Origin of the sequence: Acinetobacter sp. RIT698, assembly GCF_009668065.1 — a bacterium.
GTDB classification, from domain to species: domain Bacteria; phylum Pseudomonadota; class Gammaproteobacteria; order Pseudomonadales; family Moraxellaceae; genus Acinetobacter; species Acinetobacter guillouiae.
On sequence record NZ_WJYH01000070.1, the window covers coordinates 1 to 18547 of the forward strand.

Here is an 18547-nt window from a genome sequence, read left to right on the forward strand (position 1 = left end):
TTACTCTAAAATCGCGCCAGATCTTAATCGGAAAATTAAGACAACTAGTATTGGAAAATGATTCTATGAAAAAACTTACATTAGCAATTCTGCCATTAGCAGCATTTGGATTAAGCAACGTTTCTCACGCAGCAACTTCTGATGGTAAAACTTTTGGTGTTTCTGCTGGTTGGTTACATGTTATGCCTCAAAGTAAAGGACAAGGCGTAAATGGTAAAACTGGTAATAGTCCTTACTTAGGTCCATTGGCGAATATACAAGCCAATAACCCAGATGCAGGTTTTGAAGTACAAAATGCAGATACAGCAGGCTTAATGCTTGATTATTTTGTCAATGACAATGTTTCACTTGAATTAACTTTAGGTGCTCCTCCTGAAATGGAACTTGCTGGCCAAGGTAGCATTAAAGTTCATGGTGTTACTGTCGTTGATCTAAATAAATTTGATAAAGCTGCAACAACAGATGCTTATACGCCAACGCTTTCTGCTCGTTATCACTTTGGTTCAATCAACAACAAGATCCGTCCTTATGTAGGTGCAGGCTTGATGTATGCTCATTTCTCAAATGTTGAGACTGATTCAGCAATCAATGATGCATTAAAAGCCAATCCTTTACTTGGTCGATATAATCCAGAACTAGGTAAGGTTAAAGTTGATGACGCTTTTGCACCTGTTGCAATCCTTGGTGCAGATTTCAATATCAACAAAAATTGGTATGCAACTGCTTCTGTTTCATATGCACATTTGTCAACAAAAGCAAAATTAAATGTAAATGGTACAACACCAGCTGGACAAACTACTTTAATTTCAGGCCAAAGCAGCATTGAGATTAAACCAATCGTGACTTATTTAGGTCTTGGTTATCGTTTCTAATCAATTTGGACTGAATCAGTTCTAAATTGTAAAAGCTCATTAGGTTAGACTTAATGAGCTTTTTTATTTTTTTCACTTGAATATAGTTGCACTGTGCTAAAACACTTGTAAACACATGCAAAATTCATCTATAAAGTTACTTGTTTATAAAGCTTTGCAAAGCCTTGGCTTGGTGATTGATCACAAAAGCACTGTTAATTTTTTATCTATTCGAATGAATAATCCAAATGAAACCAGAAATAAAATTACGTACCCAATACTCCTTTATCTTCCCCATCCAAACACGTTGGGCAGACAACGATATTTATGGTCATGTGAATAATGTGACTTATTATAGTTATTTTGATACTGCAGCGAATGCACTCTTGATCCAAAAAACCGACTTTGATATACATCACTCACCCATCATTGGTTTGGTGGTAAATTCTTCGTGTCATTTTCTCGAAGAACTCACCTATCCAGAAATTATTGAAGTTGGGGTCGCCATTGCAAAAATTGGTAATTCATCACTGAGCTATGATCTGGCTATTTTCAAACAGGGTAAAACTGAAGCTTCAGCACAAGGTCAATTTGTACATGTATTCGTAGAACGTGAGACAAAGAAAAGCACCCCGATTCCACAAAAAATGCGAGATGCTTTGCAAAACTATATGCTTTAAGCCTAAAGCTAAAAATCGACGCTTAAAATAGCTTAAAACCGATAGCATAAAAATAAAACATCATTTTAAGCCAAGGTATTTTGATCCCAAAAAGCCTGACTCACTTCAGGCATTTGATTTAACATTTCAATAATCGGCTGAATTTCTTTTTCCTCAACGGAGTTCGCGATCAAAATCGCCTTAATTTCCACATCCTGTTCACCAAACGGTTCTACATCAAAATCTTTAGCAGGAAAATGATAACGCTTTAAAGCTTTACTCAGCTCATCCATGACATATTTGCTGTGCTCTTTTTGACAAACCACATAAATTTCATGTTGCATTTCCGAATCAACATTTAACGGCTTACGGTCGATAATATGTCCAATAGGACGTAATAAAGTATTGGCAGCTAAAATAAATATCGTCGCCAATATTGCTTCCACCAAACGGTCACAACCTGCCGCAGCACCGACAGCAGCAGAACACCACAAGGTCGCAGCAGTATTGAGTCCTTGAATATTGCCTTCTTGGCGCATGATTACCCCTGCGCCAAGAAATCCAATGCCAGAAACCACATAAGCAATCACCCGTACTGAACCATCAGCACCTGTTAAGTTATTGGCAATATCAACAAATATAGCAGCGCCAAGTGCGACTAATACATTGGTTCTTAAACCTGCTGTACGCTGCCTATACTGTCGCTCAAACCCGATCAATCCCCCTAAAATAAAAGCGCCAAGTAAACTAATCAAGGTATCTAGCATATTCGCTAATTCTAGATGTTGAATGAATTGGAGTTGCATTGGAGTTCTCCATTACCAGCCGTAACGACGGATGTAAATTTTTTTCATCAGTTGCACAACCAGCATGTAGCCAAGCAAGATGAAAGGTAAAAATAAGAAATAAGTTAATGGTAAAGCTTGTAATTTTAAGTACTCAGCAAAAGACCCCATTGGTAAGAAAATACCTGCAGCCACAATGACCAAGGTCATGACTATCAAAGGCATTGCCGCACGACTTTGAATAAATGGTATTTTTTCTGTACGAATCATATGCACAATAATCGTTTGTGTTAATAATCCTACGACAAACCAACCTGACTGAAACAAGGTTTGCTGTTCTGGTGAATTTGCATGAAATACAAACCACATGAGAGCAAAGGTCAAAATGTCAAAGATCGAACTAAGTGGCCCAAAGAAAATCATAAAACGGCCAATTTCATTTGGTTTCCAGCTTTGCGGTTTTTCGATCAACTCATCATCAACATTGTCAAATGGAATGGCGATTTGTGATACATCATAAAGTAAGTTCTGTACCAGCAAATGAATCGGTAGCATTGGTAAAAACGGAATAAAAGCACTTGCTACTAATACCGAAAAAACATTACCAAAATTTGAACTTGCCGTCATTTTGATATATTTCAGCATATTGGCAAATGTACGTCGTCCCTCTAGCACGCCTTCTTCAAGCACCATTAAACTTTTTTCAAGTAAAATTAAATCTGCTGACTCTTTGGCTATATCCACTGCTGTATCAACCGAAATTCCAATATCAGCACTACGTATCGCAGCCGCATCATTGATTCCATCGCCTAGAAATCCAACCACATGTCCATTCTCTTTCAGCTGCATCACAATACGTTCTTTGTGAACTGGACTTAATTTGGCAAATACCTGTGTATATTCAACGGCAAATTTTAGTTCTTCATCAGTCATGTTCTCAACATGCCCACCTAAAAGAACATGTTCACAGTCCAGACCAAGTTCTTTGCAGACCTTTTGAGTAACAAACTCATTATCACCTGTAAGCACTTTGACATTGACGCCATGCGCTGCCAATTGAGCTAAAGCAGGTGCAGCGGATTTTTTAGGAGGATCCAAGAAAGTTAGATACCCAGTTAAAATCAAATTACTTTCATCTGCGACAGAAAAGTCATCTGATCTCCCACTAAAATCTCGATACGCGATAGCAATAACACGTAAACCTTCAAGATTAAATTGGCGTATTTTTTCTTGAATCGCCTCAAGATGGTCTGGTGTTAATAGCTCAATCTTGTCATTTATCTCTATATGCGAACAGACTTTCAGCATTTCCTCTGCCGCACCTTTAGTGATGATACGTGCGTTACCTTGTAAGGTTCTGACCACTACTGACATACGTCGACGCACAAAATCAAACGGTACTTCATCAAGCTTCTTAAATTTAAAATTTAGATCCTGTAAGTCTTGTGCAGCATGGTCCAAAATTGCTGCATCCAGTAAATTTTTCAGCCCTCTTTGGTAATAGCTATTTAAGTAAGCCTGTACCAATACACGTTGTGATGTCTTGCCATTTACATCGACATGTTGTGATAAACAAATTTTATCCTCAGTCAAGGTACCTGTTTTATCTGTACATAAAACATCCATTGCGCCAAAATTTTGAATCGCATCTAAACGCTTAACGATAACTTTTTTACGAGATAAAAATACTGCACCTTTGGCCAATGTTGAGGTCACGATCATCGGCAACATTTCAGGTGTTAAACCCACAGCTACAGATAAAGCAAATAGCAATGCTTCACTCCAATCACCTTTGGTAAAGCCATTTATAAATAATACAACTGGCGCCATGATCAACATAAATCGAATCAATAACCAACTGACTTTATTTACCCCCATTTGAAATGAAGTCGTTGCACGATCTGCATGGGATACTCGGTGTGCCAATGCCCCAAAATAGGTTTGTGTCCCAGTATTTACCACCACCGCTTTTGCAGAACCAGACACAATATTGGTTCCCATAAAAACAATATTTTCCAGTTCCAATGCATTTTGCAGGGTGTGATCTTTTTGATCAGCAAACTTTTCTACAGGAATAGATTCACCTGTCATCGACGCTTGTGAAACAAACAGATCTTTTGCAAAGATAATTCGACAATCCGCAGGGATCATATCTCCAGCAGATAGTAAAATAATGTCACCAGGGACCAAATCTTGGATCGCAAGTTCAACCTGTTGAGATCCTTGATCTAAGTCATATTGCATGGTTTCAAGGTCTGGATCATCCCAATCTACTTGACGAATCACGGTAGCTGTATTACTCACCATTGCTTTTAATGCAGCGGCTGCCTTATTTGACTTAAATTCTTGCCAATAGCGCAGTACCGTAGAAAGTACAACCATGGTTGTAATAATGATTGTGCCTTCTATATCGTCGGTAAAGAAAGCCACCAAAGCCAAAATGGTAAGTAAAATATTAAATGGATTGCGATAGGCATACCAAAGATGCTTCCACCACGGCAGTGGTTTTTCATGTGCAAGCTCATTTAATCCAAATTGTTCTTGTCGTTGTTCAACCTGCTTTGCTGACAAGCCTTGCTCTGTTGTATTTAAATGATTGAGCAATTGCTCTGAAGCTACATAGGAAGCATTGATCAAACTTTGTGAAAGCTTTTTACTAATTTCACTGGCATAACTGGCTTGATGTAATTCTTTAAATGAGCGATGACGTTCAAATAAGTGTTGAATATGATATTTTTTGATGAAATTAGAAAATAAACGTTGCCATAGATTATGAAGCATAATGTTCTCCTTTTTTGGCAATAAAGACTTCTTCCTATTGAACAGGAATTGAATTAGATGATTTTTTTATGAGCTTAAAATTGGTGAGAAACTCAGCTCCCAGCCCAAACCAACGATCATGATGGTGGTCAAATCGATCTGCATAAGCCACTTGGACCCTGACAAAATCTTGAATCAACTCATAACCAAATGCGGTTTGAAAAAATACAGACTGATGATCTTGATTAAAGATTTCTGCACTGAGCGAAGTTTTAGCATTGATCCAATAATTGCTTGAAATTGCAGCTAAAACATACTGAGTATTGCCCTGATGTTCATAGGAGATGTTGCCATTTAAAAATAACCGATCATCCAGTAATAAATAAGTTACGGGGAGATTCACTTTCCAACTAGAGTGGTCATCACCATACATATTTCGGCTTATTGTTAAGGATGCGGCAGCGCCCCAACTATTCGACTCCACTGCTTTCAAATTACGTTTGAATTGACCTGATATCACATCATGACGATTCTTATTTTGAACATGATCATCCAACTGAAAACTTAATTCCAAATTTTTGGCGATACCACATACTGGAGAAAAACTGGAATTAACCTCCTGATGTTTATAAAAATTTATATTACTTTCAAAATGGCAAGTATATAGATCAGCAACAGTTGCATCATCTGTGATTAATACAGGATCTGCATATGCTGATTTATGAATAATAAGTAATAAAAAGCAGCCTGTAATCAGTGCTGTTTCTATCATACAAAGTTGATTGATTACCATCCGTAATCCTCATTGCTGAGGCGGTATGAATCTAAGTGCGCACAAAAACAAGCCAAAATTGAACTAATTAAAGTCAAAATTGAGCTGCTTCACGTCAAAATGGGGATGTAGTTTAAAATCAGATTATAACTGTCTCATTGCAAGACAGCTTTCCTAAAGGCAGTGCTCTCTTGCTCAGATACGAATAATGGCTGTATATAAACTACAGCGCCTCGATGAACAATTTGCCACTTAGGGTCTCCGCTAATTAAAGTTGCCGCAATTATAACCATAAAAATATTTAAAACAAGTGATTTTCAGCATAACAACGTCTATAAATGCCAGATTGATCATCATAATTTGAATTAAAATTCTTATATAAATTGAGAACCTGATGAGATTTTAAAATGATTTACCTTGGCACAGGCCGAAAAGGATTGTGAATATTCCCTAAATTTCGGCAAAATACAGTGGAATAAAAACAAGCCCAATTCCAGTGAAATTGAGCTTGTTTAAAACGATATTTAATCGAAATATTTTTTAAAATCAGGGTCTGTTGACAATTCGTCTACATTTGCGACTACGTGTGTTTTTTAGGCGATACTAGGCACGAAATACGAAATTTAGTCATTCTAAATGAGTAGTTCGTAACAACGTAGCGGCAAAAAACACACTAGTCCCGAAGGGTTGTGGCTAAAATTATCTCAGCCTGTGTTATGAAACTCGAAAATAGTCTCGCTATTCTCTTCGTTTCCTGCCTTACCTGCTCAATTTTAACCTACAACGCAAGCCATTTATGAAATGTCTACAGACCCTAAGCTTTGAGCTGAATATTTTCCAACTTTCCATCCAATGCTTCAATTAAGCTTTTAACCAAAGGCTCTTTTTGAAGCATTTCACTGGCACGATCATAAGCTCGAAGCTTACGCTCGTTTTGCATCATATACGGTGTGGTCGATTCAACTTCACCATATTGCACTGTAAACAAAGTACTCGGCCATTGCTGTTTTAATTTCGCCTCAAGGTCATGTTGTGCTTGGTTCAGTAATTTTTCATATTTTTGTGAAATTTGAAAAATAGATTGGCCATTCACATCCCCTGTCATTAATCCATGCTGTGCAAGTTCTTGAACAGCAGGAGAAAGTGAGCTGTTTCTAAACCAATACTCCCATTTATCAACTGTCCACTCACCTTCTAAGACCTGTAATTTTAAAGCAAGTATCTGTTGCGGAGTTTGTTCCTCCGAAGAGGATACACGTTCTATTTCAGGGGTAATATTAGAAACTTGAGTTGGGGTATCTTTTTGAGAATGAATAGGCTCAACCAAATCAATTTCAACATTTTGATCCTGATTTTCAGGTGCTAAAAAGAATACATCTTGATTTGGACTAGACGGAGACGTGGTATTTTTCGGTTGACTCAACTCAGCACCAAACAAGGTTAAACTTGGTTCTGCATCTTCTACTTCAATTTTCTCTTGAACAATTGGCGGCTGCTCTTCAGCACCTTGACTATTATGAGCCGTTGCTTCAACCACAGCGCTTTGTTGTACTTCCTCAGCAAAGTCATCTAAATAGTCATCACTACTCGGTTCATGGTCAACACTTTGCTGTTGAGTTTGCAGCTCTTCAACTTGGTCAAAAGCTGGATCTAAATCACTCACTACACGCTGCGAATTGGCCTCAACCTGCGGTTGCTGTACCTCCGCTAATGGCGCGCCAGTTTCTGGTTGTGAACTCACATTCAAAGTAGCATTTTGTTGTTCACTGTTTTTTTCAACAGGCACTTGCTGAGCCTGCTGTTGATGAGCTGGCTCTTGTTGAATTTGCTCTTGCTGAATCTGTTCTTGTTGCACAAGCCCCGCTTGAACAGATGCTTGATGCGGTTGCTGTGAAATAACAACTTGATCGATATTCTGATTGTTTTGTGGTTGTTGAGCTTGAGAGACTACAATTTCATTGATTTGCATCGGTCTAAATGCCAGTAAACGCAATACTGTCATTTCAAAGCCTTGCTCTTGTGTTACTGCAAGTTGTAGCTCCGCTCTACCTTTACTGGCAATTTGGTAATAAAGCTGTAAATCTTGTGCAGAGACAATTTTTGATAACTGCATAATTTTTTGATTAATTTCAGCACTGTATTTTAGACTTAAATCAGGCAAATATTGCAACATTGCCAACTCATGCAAAGTCGAAATAAACTGATCTAAAACCAATGAAACATCTAAAGCCTGTTGCCTAAATTGTAGTAATAATTGGCTGACACGTGCATTTTGGTTTTGATGAATTGCCAAGATCAAATCATAAATGATGGTTCTATCAATCAAACCCAGCATTTCTTTGACATCTTGATGATGAATTGCACCTTGACCATAGGCAATTGCTTGGTCAGTTAAAGACAATGCATCACGTAATGAACCTTGGGCAGATTCAGCAATTTGCCAAATCGCATCTTGCTCTGATGAAATTTCTTCTTTATTTAAAATATCTGTAAGGTGATGGGTAATTTCATCTACAGCCAATGGTCGTAAAGTAAATTGCAAGCAACGTGAAATCACCGTAATTGGTAATTTTTGTGGATCTGTTGTCGCAAATAAAAATTTTACATGTTCAGGCGGTTCTTCTAATGTTTTCAATAACGCATTAAAGGAATGCGTCGACAGCATATGTACCTCATCGATCAAATATACCTTAAATCGCCCTTGGGTCGGTGCATAAGGTACATTGTCGAGCAACTCACGTGTGTCTTCGACTTTAGTCCGTGATGCAGCATCGATTTCAATAAGGTCAATAAAGCGCCCTTCATTTACCGCCTTACAAGTTGCACAAACTTCACAAGGTGTAGAGGTTACCCCTGTTTCACAATTTAAACATTTCGCTAAAATTCGAGCAATTGTGGTTTTCCCCACCCCACGTGTTCCAGTAAATAAATAGGCATGGTGTAAACGTCCACGATCTAAAGCACTGGTCAGTGCACGTGAAACGTGATTCTGTCCGACCAATTCATTAAAGTTACGTGGGCGATATTTACGTGCAAGTACCTGATACATGGAAGCTCCTAGTTACAGGTCTAAGGATACTGTTTTTTTGCTGATTAGTGAATGAAGAACTGTAGAGTTATTTTTTATTAGAGATAATTCGATCAATTTCTTCTAATTTGACGCTGTGCTCTACAATATAAAGTTTATCTATCTCTTAAATAGATTTAAAAACACACAGTAGCTATTTTACTTTAAAAAACACTGCCGTGGCACTGTTAAACAAATCACAATTTAAGCTTGCTAAAGTTTTCAATCGGTATATCAAACTCATTTTTTCATACTGTAAAATCTAAATGTAAAAAACAAGCGCATAATTTAAATTATGCGCAATATTCTAAACAGCGATCTGTTTCTTTGCTGGTAAAGCACGCCAAACAAAGACAGATAAAACTAGGAACATCACACCCGAAATACCCAAGACTTTACTGTGTGAATGAATAAACGCTTCAAAGGCAGCTTGTTTTACCTGTTGCATCAATGCAGGTTCCAACTGTTTTGTCAGCAATAATGCCTCACCAATAGAAGAACTTGCTTGAGCTGCGATATTCAACGGTAAATGATCAGGCAAGATAATCGAATGCGCATAAAATATAGACAGCAATAGTCCAAAAATCGCAATCCCAAGACCTGCCCCTAACTCATACGCCATGCCTTCAATTGCACCAGCAGCCGTTGCTTTTTGTGGAGGTACAGCAGACATAATAGCTGCCGTGGAAGATAATAATGCGATTTCAACACTGATCCCCATCAGCACCATCCACACCCAAGCTTGAATATAATCGATGTCAAAATTAGTCATGGCCAAACCAAAGAAACATAAGGCACACATCAGCATCCCTACAGTTGCAACAGGTCTTAAACCATAGTGATTCATTAAAATACTGGTAAAAGGTCCACCAATACTGATAGCTATCATAAAGGGTAAAATAAACAAACCTGCTTCTAATGGGCTATATCCATACACAAACTGTAATTCTTGTGAAAGGAGTAGCTCAAAACCAACTAATGCAATCATTGCTACCATTGCCATCACAATACTGGTTGAGATCACAGGATTCTTAAACAGACTAAAATCGATCATCGGTTGGGTTGTTTTCAGTTGATGGCGGATAAATCCCACTAACAATCCCAATCCAAGCACAAAAATCAAAATCATCCCTACACTAAACGCATAGATAGAGGTCTTAATCGAATAGATCAGCATTAAAATTGCGGTGACCAATATCAGTGCTTGTAATAAATTTAAAGGTTGCTTGGTTTGTACTGCTTGCTTTGGCACCAGCCATGTCGTTAAGACCAAGACCAAAATAATAATTGGCACATTAATCAGGAACACGGTTCCCCATGAAAAATGTTCCAAGATAAAACCACCCAACAGTGGACCAAAAGCGGCTCCACCACCACCGACTGTTCCCCAAATACCTAAAGCATAATTACGTTGTTTTTCATCTAAAAAGGTATTTCGAACACCTGCCAAGGTTGCAGGTAAAATCATGGCAGCGCCTACACCAAGAAATGCTCGGGCAGCAATCAACATATAGGCTGAACTCGCAAAAGCAGCCATTAGCGAAGCCACACCAAAAATACCAGCTCCAATCAGCATCAGCCGTTTAAAACCAATACGATCCCCCAATGCCCCCATGGGTAAAATCAAGCCTGCCATGATCAGTGAATAGATATCTATCACCCAGAGCATTTCATTACTGGATAGTGATAAGGCAGCACTCAATGTTGGGATGGCAACATGCAAAACCGTTGCATCAATTGAAACCGGTAAATAAATTAAAACGATGATTGCCAAAATCACCCAATTGCGGTACATAACACACCTAATTAAAGTTGGACACTTGTTCAAGTTTCGTCATTATAACCAGACTTGAACAAACGTCCAACTTTGTTTAATATTTGTTTTGTAAATTTTGTTGTATTAAAAGTGATGAACTATTTAAACCGAGAACAACGTCGTAATATGATTTTGGATGCAGCAAAGCGTGTTGCATTACAAGATGGATTGAATGGATTAACAGTGCGCCGTATTGCCGCAGAAGCACAAGTTTCAACAGGACAAGTACATCATCACTTTGAATCAAGTTCGCATTTAAAGGCCGAAGTTTTTATTGAATTGATGGATCAACTCAATGAAGTAGAAGATCAAATTAAAACTGACAGTAGTTTTGAACGTTTATCTCTTTTACTGGGTTTTGAAAATATTGAACAAACTCAACCCTATCTACGTCTCTGGAATGAAGCTGAGATTTTAATCGACCAAGATCCTGAAATTAAAAAAGCTTATAATATTACGATGGAACAATGGCATGTTGCCTTGGTTACAGCGATTGAGCATGGCATCGCCCAACAAGAATTTAAAATTGCTACAGCCAGCAGTAGCCAAGACATTGCTTGGCGGCTGATTGCTTTTGTTTGTGGTTTAGAAGGAATCTATCAACTTGGCTTAAAAGGTCTAGACCAACACTCGTTTAAACATCATGTCGAAACCATCTTGAAAATGGAGTTATTTGCCTAAGAAAATATAGATGGATCTATATGCCACTGTTTAAAGTCCTTATTTTTAATTCTTTTGCACTATAAGACTCAGCCATCTAACCTTCTATGAAATTTCAATCGCTTTGACCTTAATATTTAGAACCAGCCTTTACTTCCCTTAAGTAAACCGTCGGCGCAACGTAATGTTTCTTGGGTCAGCCCCCAAAGACGATAATCACCGGTGATTGAACCAATGGCAAAATTATGGGTGTAGGCAAAACTAAGCCCTCGTTGCGGATCACACCACGCCCCAGAACCGTTATATCCAATATGACCAAAGCCTTGCTTGGCACGTTTCCCCATACTAATCACTCGGTGGTAGCCTAAACGCCATTTCATAGGAATTGGCATCACGCGATCTCGTTTAATCGATTGGATTTGACTTAACTCTGCAAATATTTCAGGGCGAATTAAAACTTTTCCTTCCCAAACCCCTTTATTTGCCATCATGGCATAAACTTTTGCAAGACTATTGGCGCTAAATACACCATTGGCCGCTGGAATAATCGCTTGAAGCCCTTGGTCACTAAAGAAACTAAAATCACGCATCCCTTTTGGTACCATGGCATCTAAAAAGTCTTGCGGATTTTGTCCAGTTAATTCAACTAATTTATCTGAAAATGACGTTTTATGGTGCTTAGTTTTGCTTTTACTGGATTTTGTTTCTGTTTTTTGTACAGGTGCTGCTTTTTGAATTAAACGCGCCACACGATTTAACTCAGCTTCAGGCACACCAAAATATGCACCATCAAGTTGTAGTGGTTCAACCAAATACTTCTGCATTAACTGTGTTAAAGATTGTTGCGTTGCTTTCTCTAAAACACCACCCACCAACCAGCCAAATGTTAATGCCTGATATGCAATATCGGTTGCTACAGCAAAACGAGGTGTGGCCTGCTCCATCACCTTGAGCATATGCTGCCAATCTGCCATTTCAACGGCACCAGCAATAATATTGCGAATATCGTATAAGCCACTTTGATGACTTAAAATATGACGCAGTGTCATATTCTCTTTACCATTTTGAGCAAATTCAGGCCAAAAATTGACTATCGGCGTATCGTAGTCTAAGAAACCTTCACTCACTAAAATATGCGCGAGTGTTGCCAATACACCTTTCCCAGTGGAATAACACACTGACAAAGTTTGCTCATCCCATTGCTCAGTTTTTGATTTTTTACCCGTATATATATCTACAACTTTTTCATTTTGAAAATAAACAGTTAAAGCAGCACCACCATTTTCGCTACGACCATCCTGCAAACGGCTAAATTGAACAGCGAGATCTTGAAAACGCTCATCCACATAGCCCTGATAATTTTTCGTATTCGCAAAAATAATGTCCGTTAAACTGCTCATTGCCCTATCCTATTTTTTTTAATCATAACTTTTTTAATTAAAAAAGCCTGAATCATCTCGACTCAGGCTTTATATTTTATCTTATAAAGCGTTAACCACACCAGAAACATGAGGTTTTTGTGATTTTTGATTACGAATCAAAAAGTCAGTTGTTTTACCTTCTTGCGCAGTTAAAAGCTCTACTGTTGAAGGTAAATACATCGGCAATTTAAACAATACATCTGCTTCATAAGCTTCTGGTAAGTTGAGCCCAGCAAGAACACGTGCCTTACTCCACATCCCATGAGCAATCGCTTGTTTAAAGCCAAATGCTTTTGCCGTCAATGCATGGATATGAATCAAGTTAAAGTCGCCTGATGTCATAGCATAACGACGACCAGTATTTTCAGGAACTTCCCAAACTGCCTGAACTTGATAATTTGGTTCTTTTTTATCTTTTGGTTTTTCTGCAACTGAACCATCAGTCTTTTGACGCGCTAAATAAGTGGTTAATCCTTGCATGACCACTTCACCGCCAACTTTAGCAGTCGTGATGAAATCGAATTGAACCCCTTTGTCATGTGGTTTTAACTCACCAAATTGACAAGATAAAGTTAGCTGTTCATTGACCCCAATTTTACGTGTTTGCTTAATTTGATTACGAATATGCACCAAGCCTAAAATTGCAAAAGGAAATGCTTCAGAGGTCATCATATGCATTTGTAAACTTTGCGATAAAACAGCTAAATAAATTGCGGGAATATACCCATTATTTTTAAAGCCACACACTTCGTTATATGCTTTTAAATGATTTGGATCAATTTTGAATGAATCAACCACATATTCAACTTGCGGTAGAACTTTTTCACCTTTTGGCTTTTTAAAAATTAAACCCTGAATCACTTTTGGATAAGCTAAATATGGCTTAGGAAGTTGACTAAAATGGCGAGTATTCATACTGGACCTTTGAAAAATTAATTCTTATTCAACATTTAAAAAATCCAACATTTCAGTTGGAAATTAACGGATGATACAGCTTAAGCATCCTGATTTCGTTCAAGAGAAAGCCAGCGAGAGTGTTATTTAAATACACAAATAATCTCTTCGCCATAATCCCCTAAACGAAACAGGACTTCACTTATGCGTGATTATGCACCCAATAAGCTTTGACCACAAACACGCACAACATTACCATTTAATCCTGTAGATGCTGAAGATGCAAATAAAGCAATTGTTTCAGCAACATCAACAGGTAAACCACCTTGACTCATTGAGTTCATACGACGACCCGCTTCACGGATTGCAAATGGAATTGCCGCTGTCATTTGAGTTTCAATGAAACCCGGCGCTACAGCATTAATGGTAATACCATTTTTTAACACAGGCGCAGTAAATTTCACCAAACCAATGACACCTGCTTTTGATGCAGCATAGTTGGTTTGACCTAAGTTACCAGCAATACCTGAAATTGAAGATACGCAAACGATACGACCATTTGCATTTAAACCATCATTTGACAATAAATAATCGTTAATACGTTCAGCAGCAGATAAGTTGATATTAATCACCAGATCCCACATCTCTGGCTTCATATTTGCCAAAGTTTTGTCACGTGTAATACCCGCATTATGTACGATGATATCTAAACCACCTTGTTGAGCTGCCGCAGCTTTGATTTTTTCACCAGCATCAGCAGCCGTGATATCAATTGCGAGCGTAGAACCACCGATTTCACTTGCAACACGGTCAAGGTCTGCTTGTTGTGGTGGAACATCTAAACAAATTACATGTGCGCCATCACGTGCCAATACATGTGCAATCGCTTCACCAATACCACGGCTTGCACCTGTAACAAGCGCAGTTTTGCCTGCAAGCGGTTTTGCCCAATCGATATCAACTACATCACCTTTAGATACGCGAATCACTTGACCCGATACGTATGCTGAACGTGGAGAAATTGCAAAACGTAAACTTGATTCCAAGTTTTGTGCAGCATCTGCATCAACCAGAATAAGATCAGCAGCAATTCCTTTCTTAAACTCTTTACCAACCGATTTAACAAACCCTTCTAATGCACGTTGTGCAATCGCTTGCTTAATCGTTGGTGCAGTTTCAGGTGTTAAACCAATAATAATTACACGACCTGATGTTGCAATTTGACGAGCAACAGGATTAAAAAACTTGTGTAGTTCATGTAATTGTTCTGAATTTTGAATCCCTGATGCATCAAATATCACTGCTTTAAATTTTGATTCTTTATCGCCTTCATTAAAAGCACCAACATTCAAACCAGATTTTGCCGCAGCTTGTTGTAACTCTGCGTTATTCCCTGCATAAGTGTTGGCATGAATATTACTAAGAACCTGCGCAACTTCACCAGTAAAATGACTCTTTGGAGCCGCACCGAATAATACAGCACCTTTAACGACAGGAGTGGCTGACTCAAAGCGGTCTAGCTGGATGGGTGATGGTAAACCTAAATTTTTTATGACAAATTTACCAATTGGAGATTTAGCAAATGCTTGGTATTGGTCAGACATGTTTCTTATCTCTCATCAAATTAATTTTGTATGGGGCTTAAGCTATCTTTTAACTGCAGTATAATCTCAGATATTTAGCTGTGTTGCGCTTTCTTAAATGGCTTGCGTTGTTCTTCGCGCAAGGCTTAGAGGAATCGTCAACAACGCTATCATCTCTATGACCCATAAGTTTCAGTTAAATCATACTTGAGTTGCCAAAATGATGACTTGACCTGAAAGAATATGCAAATGTCATTATAGTCAATTCGAGTCATAGCCAATTATGTTAATGTAAGCACTAAGAATATTGCGAACATGCTTGGAAAAGCCTTATGAGCAAAACAACTCAAGAAAATTCAAACGCTGAAAGCACTGTACAAGAAACTGTGTCAAATACATCAAAAGCTCGTACTCGTACGAGTAAAAGTAGCAACACAAATTCTACAAATGCCAATGCAGCCAACACGACTAAAAAACCGACTCGTGCACCAGCAGCTGCTTCACGTAGCAAAGCAACGGCATCGACGGCAAAAAAAGTTACAACAGCTTCATCTTCTAAAACTCAAACTTCTGGTCAGCAGGATAAAATTATGAGTCAAAACACTGTACGTCGCGTAGCAATTATTGGCGGTAACCGTATTCCTTTTGCACGTTCAAATGGCCCTTATTTCCGAGCGTCAAACATTGACATGCTTACTGCGTCTTTGAACGGTTTAATTGAACGTTTTAACCTTCAAGGTCAACGTTTAGGTGAAGTTGTTGCTGGTGCAGTTCTAAAACATAGCCGTGATTTCAACATGACACGTGAATGTGTTTTAAATACTCAACTTGCCCCTGAAACCCCTGCTTATGATATTCAACAAGCATGTGGTACTGGCTTACAAGCAGCTTTCCTTGTTGCAAACAAAATTGCATTAGGTCAAATTGAAGTGGGTATTGCTGGTGGTGTAGATACCACCTCTGATGCACCGATCGCATTTGGTGACGGCTTACGTAAAGCATTGCTTGAATTAAACATTGCAAAAACAGGTAAAGACCGTTTAAAAGCCTTAGCTAAAATCAATGTTAAAGACTTGATGGATGCGCCAAAAAATGGTGAACCTCGTACAGGTTTATCTATGGGTGATCACCAAGCGATTACTGCTTTAGAATGGGGTATTCCTCGCGAAGCTCAAGATGAACTTGCTGCATCTTCACATCAAAAAATGGCCAAAGCATATGAAGAAGGTTTCTTCGATGATTTGATCACGCCATTTATGGGTCTAGACAAAGACAATAACTTACGTCCTGATTCTTCAGTTGAAAAATTGGCTAAGCTTAAACCTGCATTTGGTAAAGGTGATACTGCAACAATGACTGCAGGTAACTCTACTCCACTTACAGACGGCGCTTCAGTTGTACTTTTAGCCTCTGAAGAATGGGCGAAAGCAAATGGTCATGAAGTACTCGCGTACTTAACATTCACTGAAACTGCTGCTGTAGATTTTGTCAATAAGAAAGAAGGTTTATTGATGGCGCCTGCTTATGCTGTTCCACGTATGTTGGCTCGTGCGGGTATTAAACTTCAAGACTTCGACTACTATGAAATTCATGAAGCTTTTGCATCACAAGTACTTTCGACCTTAAAAGCATGGGAAGATCCTAAGTTCTGTAAAGAACGCTTAGGTCTAGATGCACCATTGGGCTCAATTGACCGTAGCAAACTCAATGTTAAAGGTTCTTCTTTAGCTGCTGGTCATCCATTTGCAGCAACAGGTGGTCGTATTTTGGCAACTGCTGCAAAATTGATTAATCAAAAAGGTTCTGGTCGTGTACTCATTTCGATTTGTGCTGCTGGTGGTCAAGGTGTAACTGCAATCGTAGAGAAATAAGTTCTCGGATTTTGCACGATACTTTCAAAAAAGCATCCTTCATGGATGCTTTTTTATTGCTCGTCAATCTACATGTCGCTAACAAGATTTTACATAGACTACTCTACTCAACACAAAAAATGGTTAGCCGAAGCTAACCATTTAAAATCTTCACTATTCTTAGGGAAAATAGTGTTGATTTTAGAAGCGATACCCCACACCAACATAAGTAATCAATGGATCTATATCAACTTTTGTCGTTGAATTAATCAGTCGCTTACCAGTATTCGCATCAACGACATCTATCTTAGCCTGATTGTTGAGTTTGGCATAAGAAACGGAAGCCACACCAAACCAGTTTTCATTAATATCATAGGTTGCACCCAGACTTACAATAGGTGCAATTGCATCTGTCGTTTTAACTCTAACATAAGGATTTGCACTAGAAGGTTTACCATCCAACGCAGCCCCTGCTTTTCCATCTAAAACATTTTGGATCATATGTCCCGCTGCAACCAGATCACTTTTGATTTGTGAGTTCAACTTGATATCCGTGAAATGAGAGTACATCACTCCTACACCAATATATGGACGTAATTTGTTGACACCAGATTGACCAAATTGATATTGCGCTTCAAGCGCTGGTGTCCATGCACGCACTGATGCTGCTTTAGATTTGTTGCCTAAATTGGTGATTGGAATTGCTTGGTTTAAATCAATGCCATCTGGAAATAAAATTCCGACTAGGTCACTTGGCGAGGTGGCTAATCCTGTAAGGGGTGCCAAGATTTCCCCTTTACCTTTAATATCAACTTTTGGAGGAATCCCACCAATGAGCTGCAAAGAAACATTGTCGTTGATATAATAATTTAACATCAAGCCAAGCGTATCCACATCATCAACTTCAAGCCCTGTACCCTTAGCTTGCCAATTTTCCAAGCCATGAATATTTGCTGTTCCTGCGACCTCTGGCAAAATATTACCCTTACCATCAGTCAATAAGGTTTGCATAAAGGCATCATTAAGAAATTCAGTTAACACCTCTTTCTGATTAAATGGCACTCCGCCTAAGTCTTCTCCCATCGCGTTAGGATCAACTGAGTTTAAAAAACTGGTTGTAGAGATACTTCCAACTGTTGCATTAGTACCATTTTTAACACTGGTATTAATATTAAAGGGATTGGCTTTTCCTTGAGGCATGACATGTAACCAACCTGCCGATACTGAAAAGCGTTTATACTCCCCCGCAAAACTCATGCTAGTAATCGCGAACAATGAACTTGCTATGACAATATTTTTTAACGTTAATATTTTTTTCATTTTTTATCCTTAAAATATGAGATTACCGAACCGTGGCAACCTGTTTAAAAAACATACATAAAAAACAATATTTATGTATAAAATTCTGATCAACAGCATTTACACTCAT

The 18547-nt window shown here is 38.4% G+C and carries 13 protein-coding genes; 4 read left to right on the forward strand and 9 right to left on the reverse strand.

The annotated features are described in order from the left end of the window. Window positions 1-65: 65 nt before the first annotated feature. Together GJV03_RS19795 and GJV03_RS19800 are read left to right on the forward strand one after the other, a co-directional pair. Window positions 66-872, forward strand: coding sequence for an OmpW family outer membrane protein (locus GJV03_RS19795; RefSeq protein WP_056512831.1), 807 nt, complete (start codon window positions 66-68; stop codon window positions 870-872). Window positions 873-1099: 227 nt separating this feature from the next. After that, the gene (locus tag GJV03_RS19800; RefSeq protein ID WP_154130941.1) at window positions 1100-1531 is read left to right on the forward strand and encodes a thioesterase family protein; all 432 of its coding nucleotides are present in this window, start codon (window positions 1100-1102) and stop codon (window positions 1529-1531) included. 65 nt (window positions 1532-1596) lie between these two features. Here GJV03_RS19800 and GJV03_RS19805 read toward each other — a convergent pair whose 3' ends face one another. The 5 genes from GJV03_RS19805 to GJV03_RS19825 all read right to left on the reverse strand — a co-directional run bounded on the left by GJV03_RS19805 (window position 1597) and on the right by GJV03_RS19825 (window position 10689). After that, entirely contained in the window at window positions 1597-2316 is a 720-nt protein-coding gene (locus GJV03_RS19805) for an MgtC/SapB family protein (RefSeq protein WP_154130942.1), read from the reverse strand. 12 nt (window positions 2317-2328) lie between these two features. Further along, window positions 2329-5076 carry a magnesium-translocating P-type ATPase gene (gene mgtA, locus GJV03_RS19810; RefSeq protein WP_154130943.1) on the reverse strand — a complete coding sequence of 916 codons (2748 nt, stop codon included), beginning with the start codon at window positions 5074-5076 and terminating at the stop codon, window positions 2329-2331. Between the two features lie 34 nt (window positions 5077-5110). Further along, window positions 5111-5848 (reverse strand): hypothetical protein, encoded by a 738-nt coding sequence (locus tag GJV03_RS19815; protein WP_154130944.1) that lies wholly within the window; start codon window positions 5846-5848, stop codon window positions 5111-5113. 793 nt (window positions 5849-6641) lie between these two features. Continuing rightward, entirely contained in the window at window positions 6642-8876 is a 2235-nt protein-coding gene (gene dnaX, locus GJV03_RS19820) for a DNA polymerase III subunit gamma/tau (protein WP_154130945.1), read from the reverse strand. Window positions 8877-9201: 325 nt separating this feature from the next. After that, on the reverse strand, window positions 9202-10689 hold the full coding sequence (locus GJV03_RS19825) for an MFS transporter (RefSeq protein ID WP_151958175.1): 1488 nt from the start codon (window positions 10687-10689) through the stop codon (window positions 9202-9204). A 114-nt stretch (window positions 10690-10803) separates the two neighbouring features. Between GJV03_RS19825 and GJV03_RS19830 the strand changes: the two genes are divergently transcribed. Further along, entirely contained in the window at window positions 10804-11391 is a 588-nt protein-coding gene (locus GJV03_RS19830) for a TetR family transcriptional regulator (protein WP_004719539.1), read from the forward strand. Window positions 11392-11507: 116 nt separating this feature from the next. On the opposite strand, the gene GJV03_RS19835 is transcribed toward GJV03_RS19830, so the two are convergent. The 3 genes from GJV03_RS19835 to GJV03_RS19845 form a co-directional block, all read right to left on the reverse strand. After that, window positions 11508-12770, reverse strand: a complete 1263-nt coding sequence (locus tag GJV03_RS19835) for a serine hydrolase domain-containing protein (RefSeq protein WP_105713689.1) — start codon at window positions 12768-12770, stop codon at window positions 11508-11510. Between the two features lie 81 nt (window positions 12771-12851). Continuing rightward, a complete protein-coding gene (locus GJV03_RS19840) occupies window positions 12852-13706 on the reverse strand; it encodes a MaoC/PaaZ C-terminal domain-containing protein (RefSeq protein ID WP_056512797.1) in 855 nt (284 codons plus the stop codon). Window positions 13707-13897: 191 nt separating this feature from the next. Beyond that, entirely contained in the window at window positions 13898-15289 is a 1392-nt protein-coding gene (locus tag GJV03_RS19845) for a 3-oxoacyl-ACP reductase (protein ID WP_105713690.1), read from the reverse strand. Window positions 15290-15600: 311 nt separating this feature from the next. Here GJV03_RS19845 and GJV03_RS19850 point away from each other — a divergent pair, with 311 nt between their 5' ends. Beyond that, window positions 15601-17139, forward strand: a complete 1539-nt coding sequence (locus GJV03_RS19850) for an acetyl-CoA C-acetyltransferase (RefSeq protein ID WP_004719531.1) — start codon at window positions 15601-15603, stop codon at window positions 17137-17139. A 180-nt stretch (window positions 17140-17319) separates the two neighbouring features. Here the strand turns inward: GJV03_RS19850 and GJV03_RS19855 are convergent, their stop codons facing one another. Continuing rightward, complete coding sequence (locus GJV03_RS19855) at window positions 17320-18438, reverse strand: OmpW family outer membrane protein (protein WP_151958018.1); 1119 nt, start codon at window positions 18436-18438, stop codon at window positions 17320-17322. Between the last annotated feature and the right edge of the window lie 109 nt (window positions 18439-18547).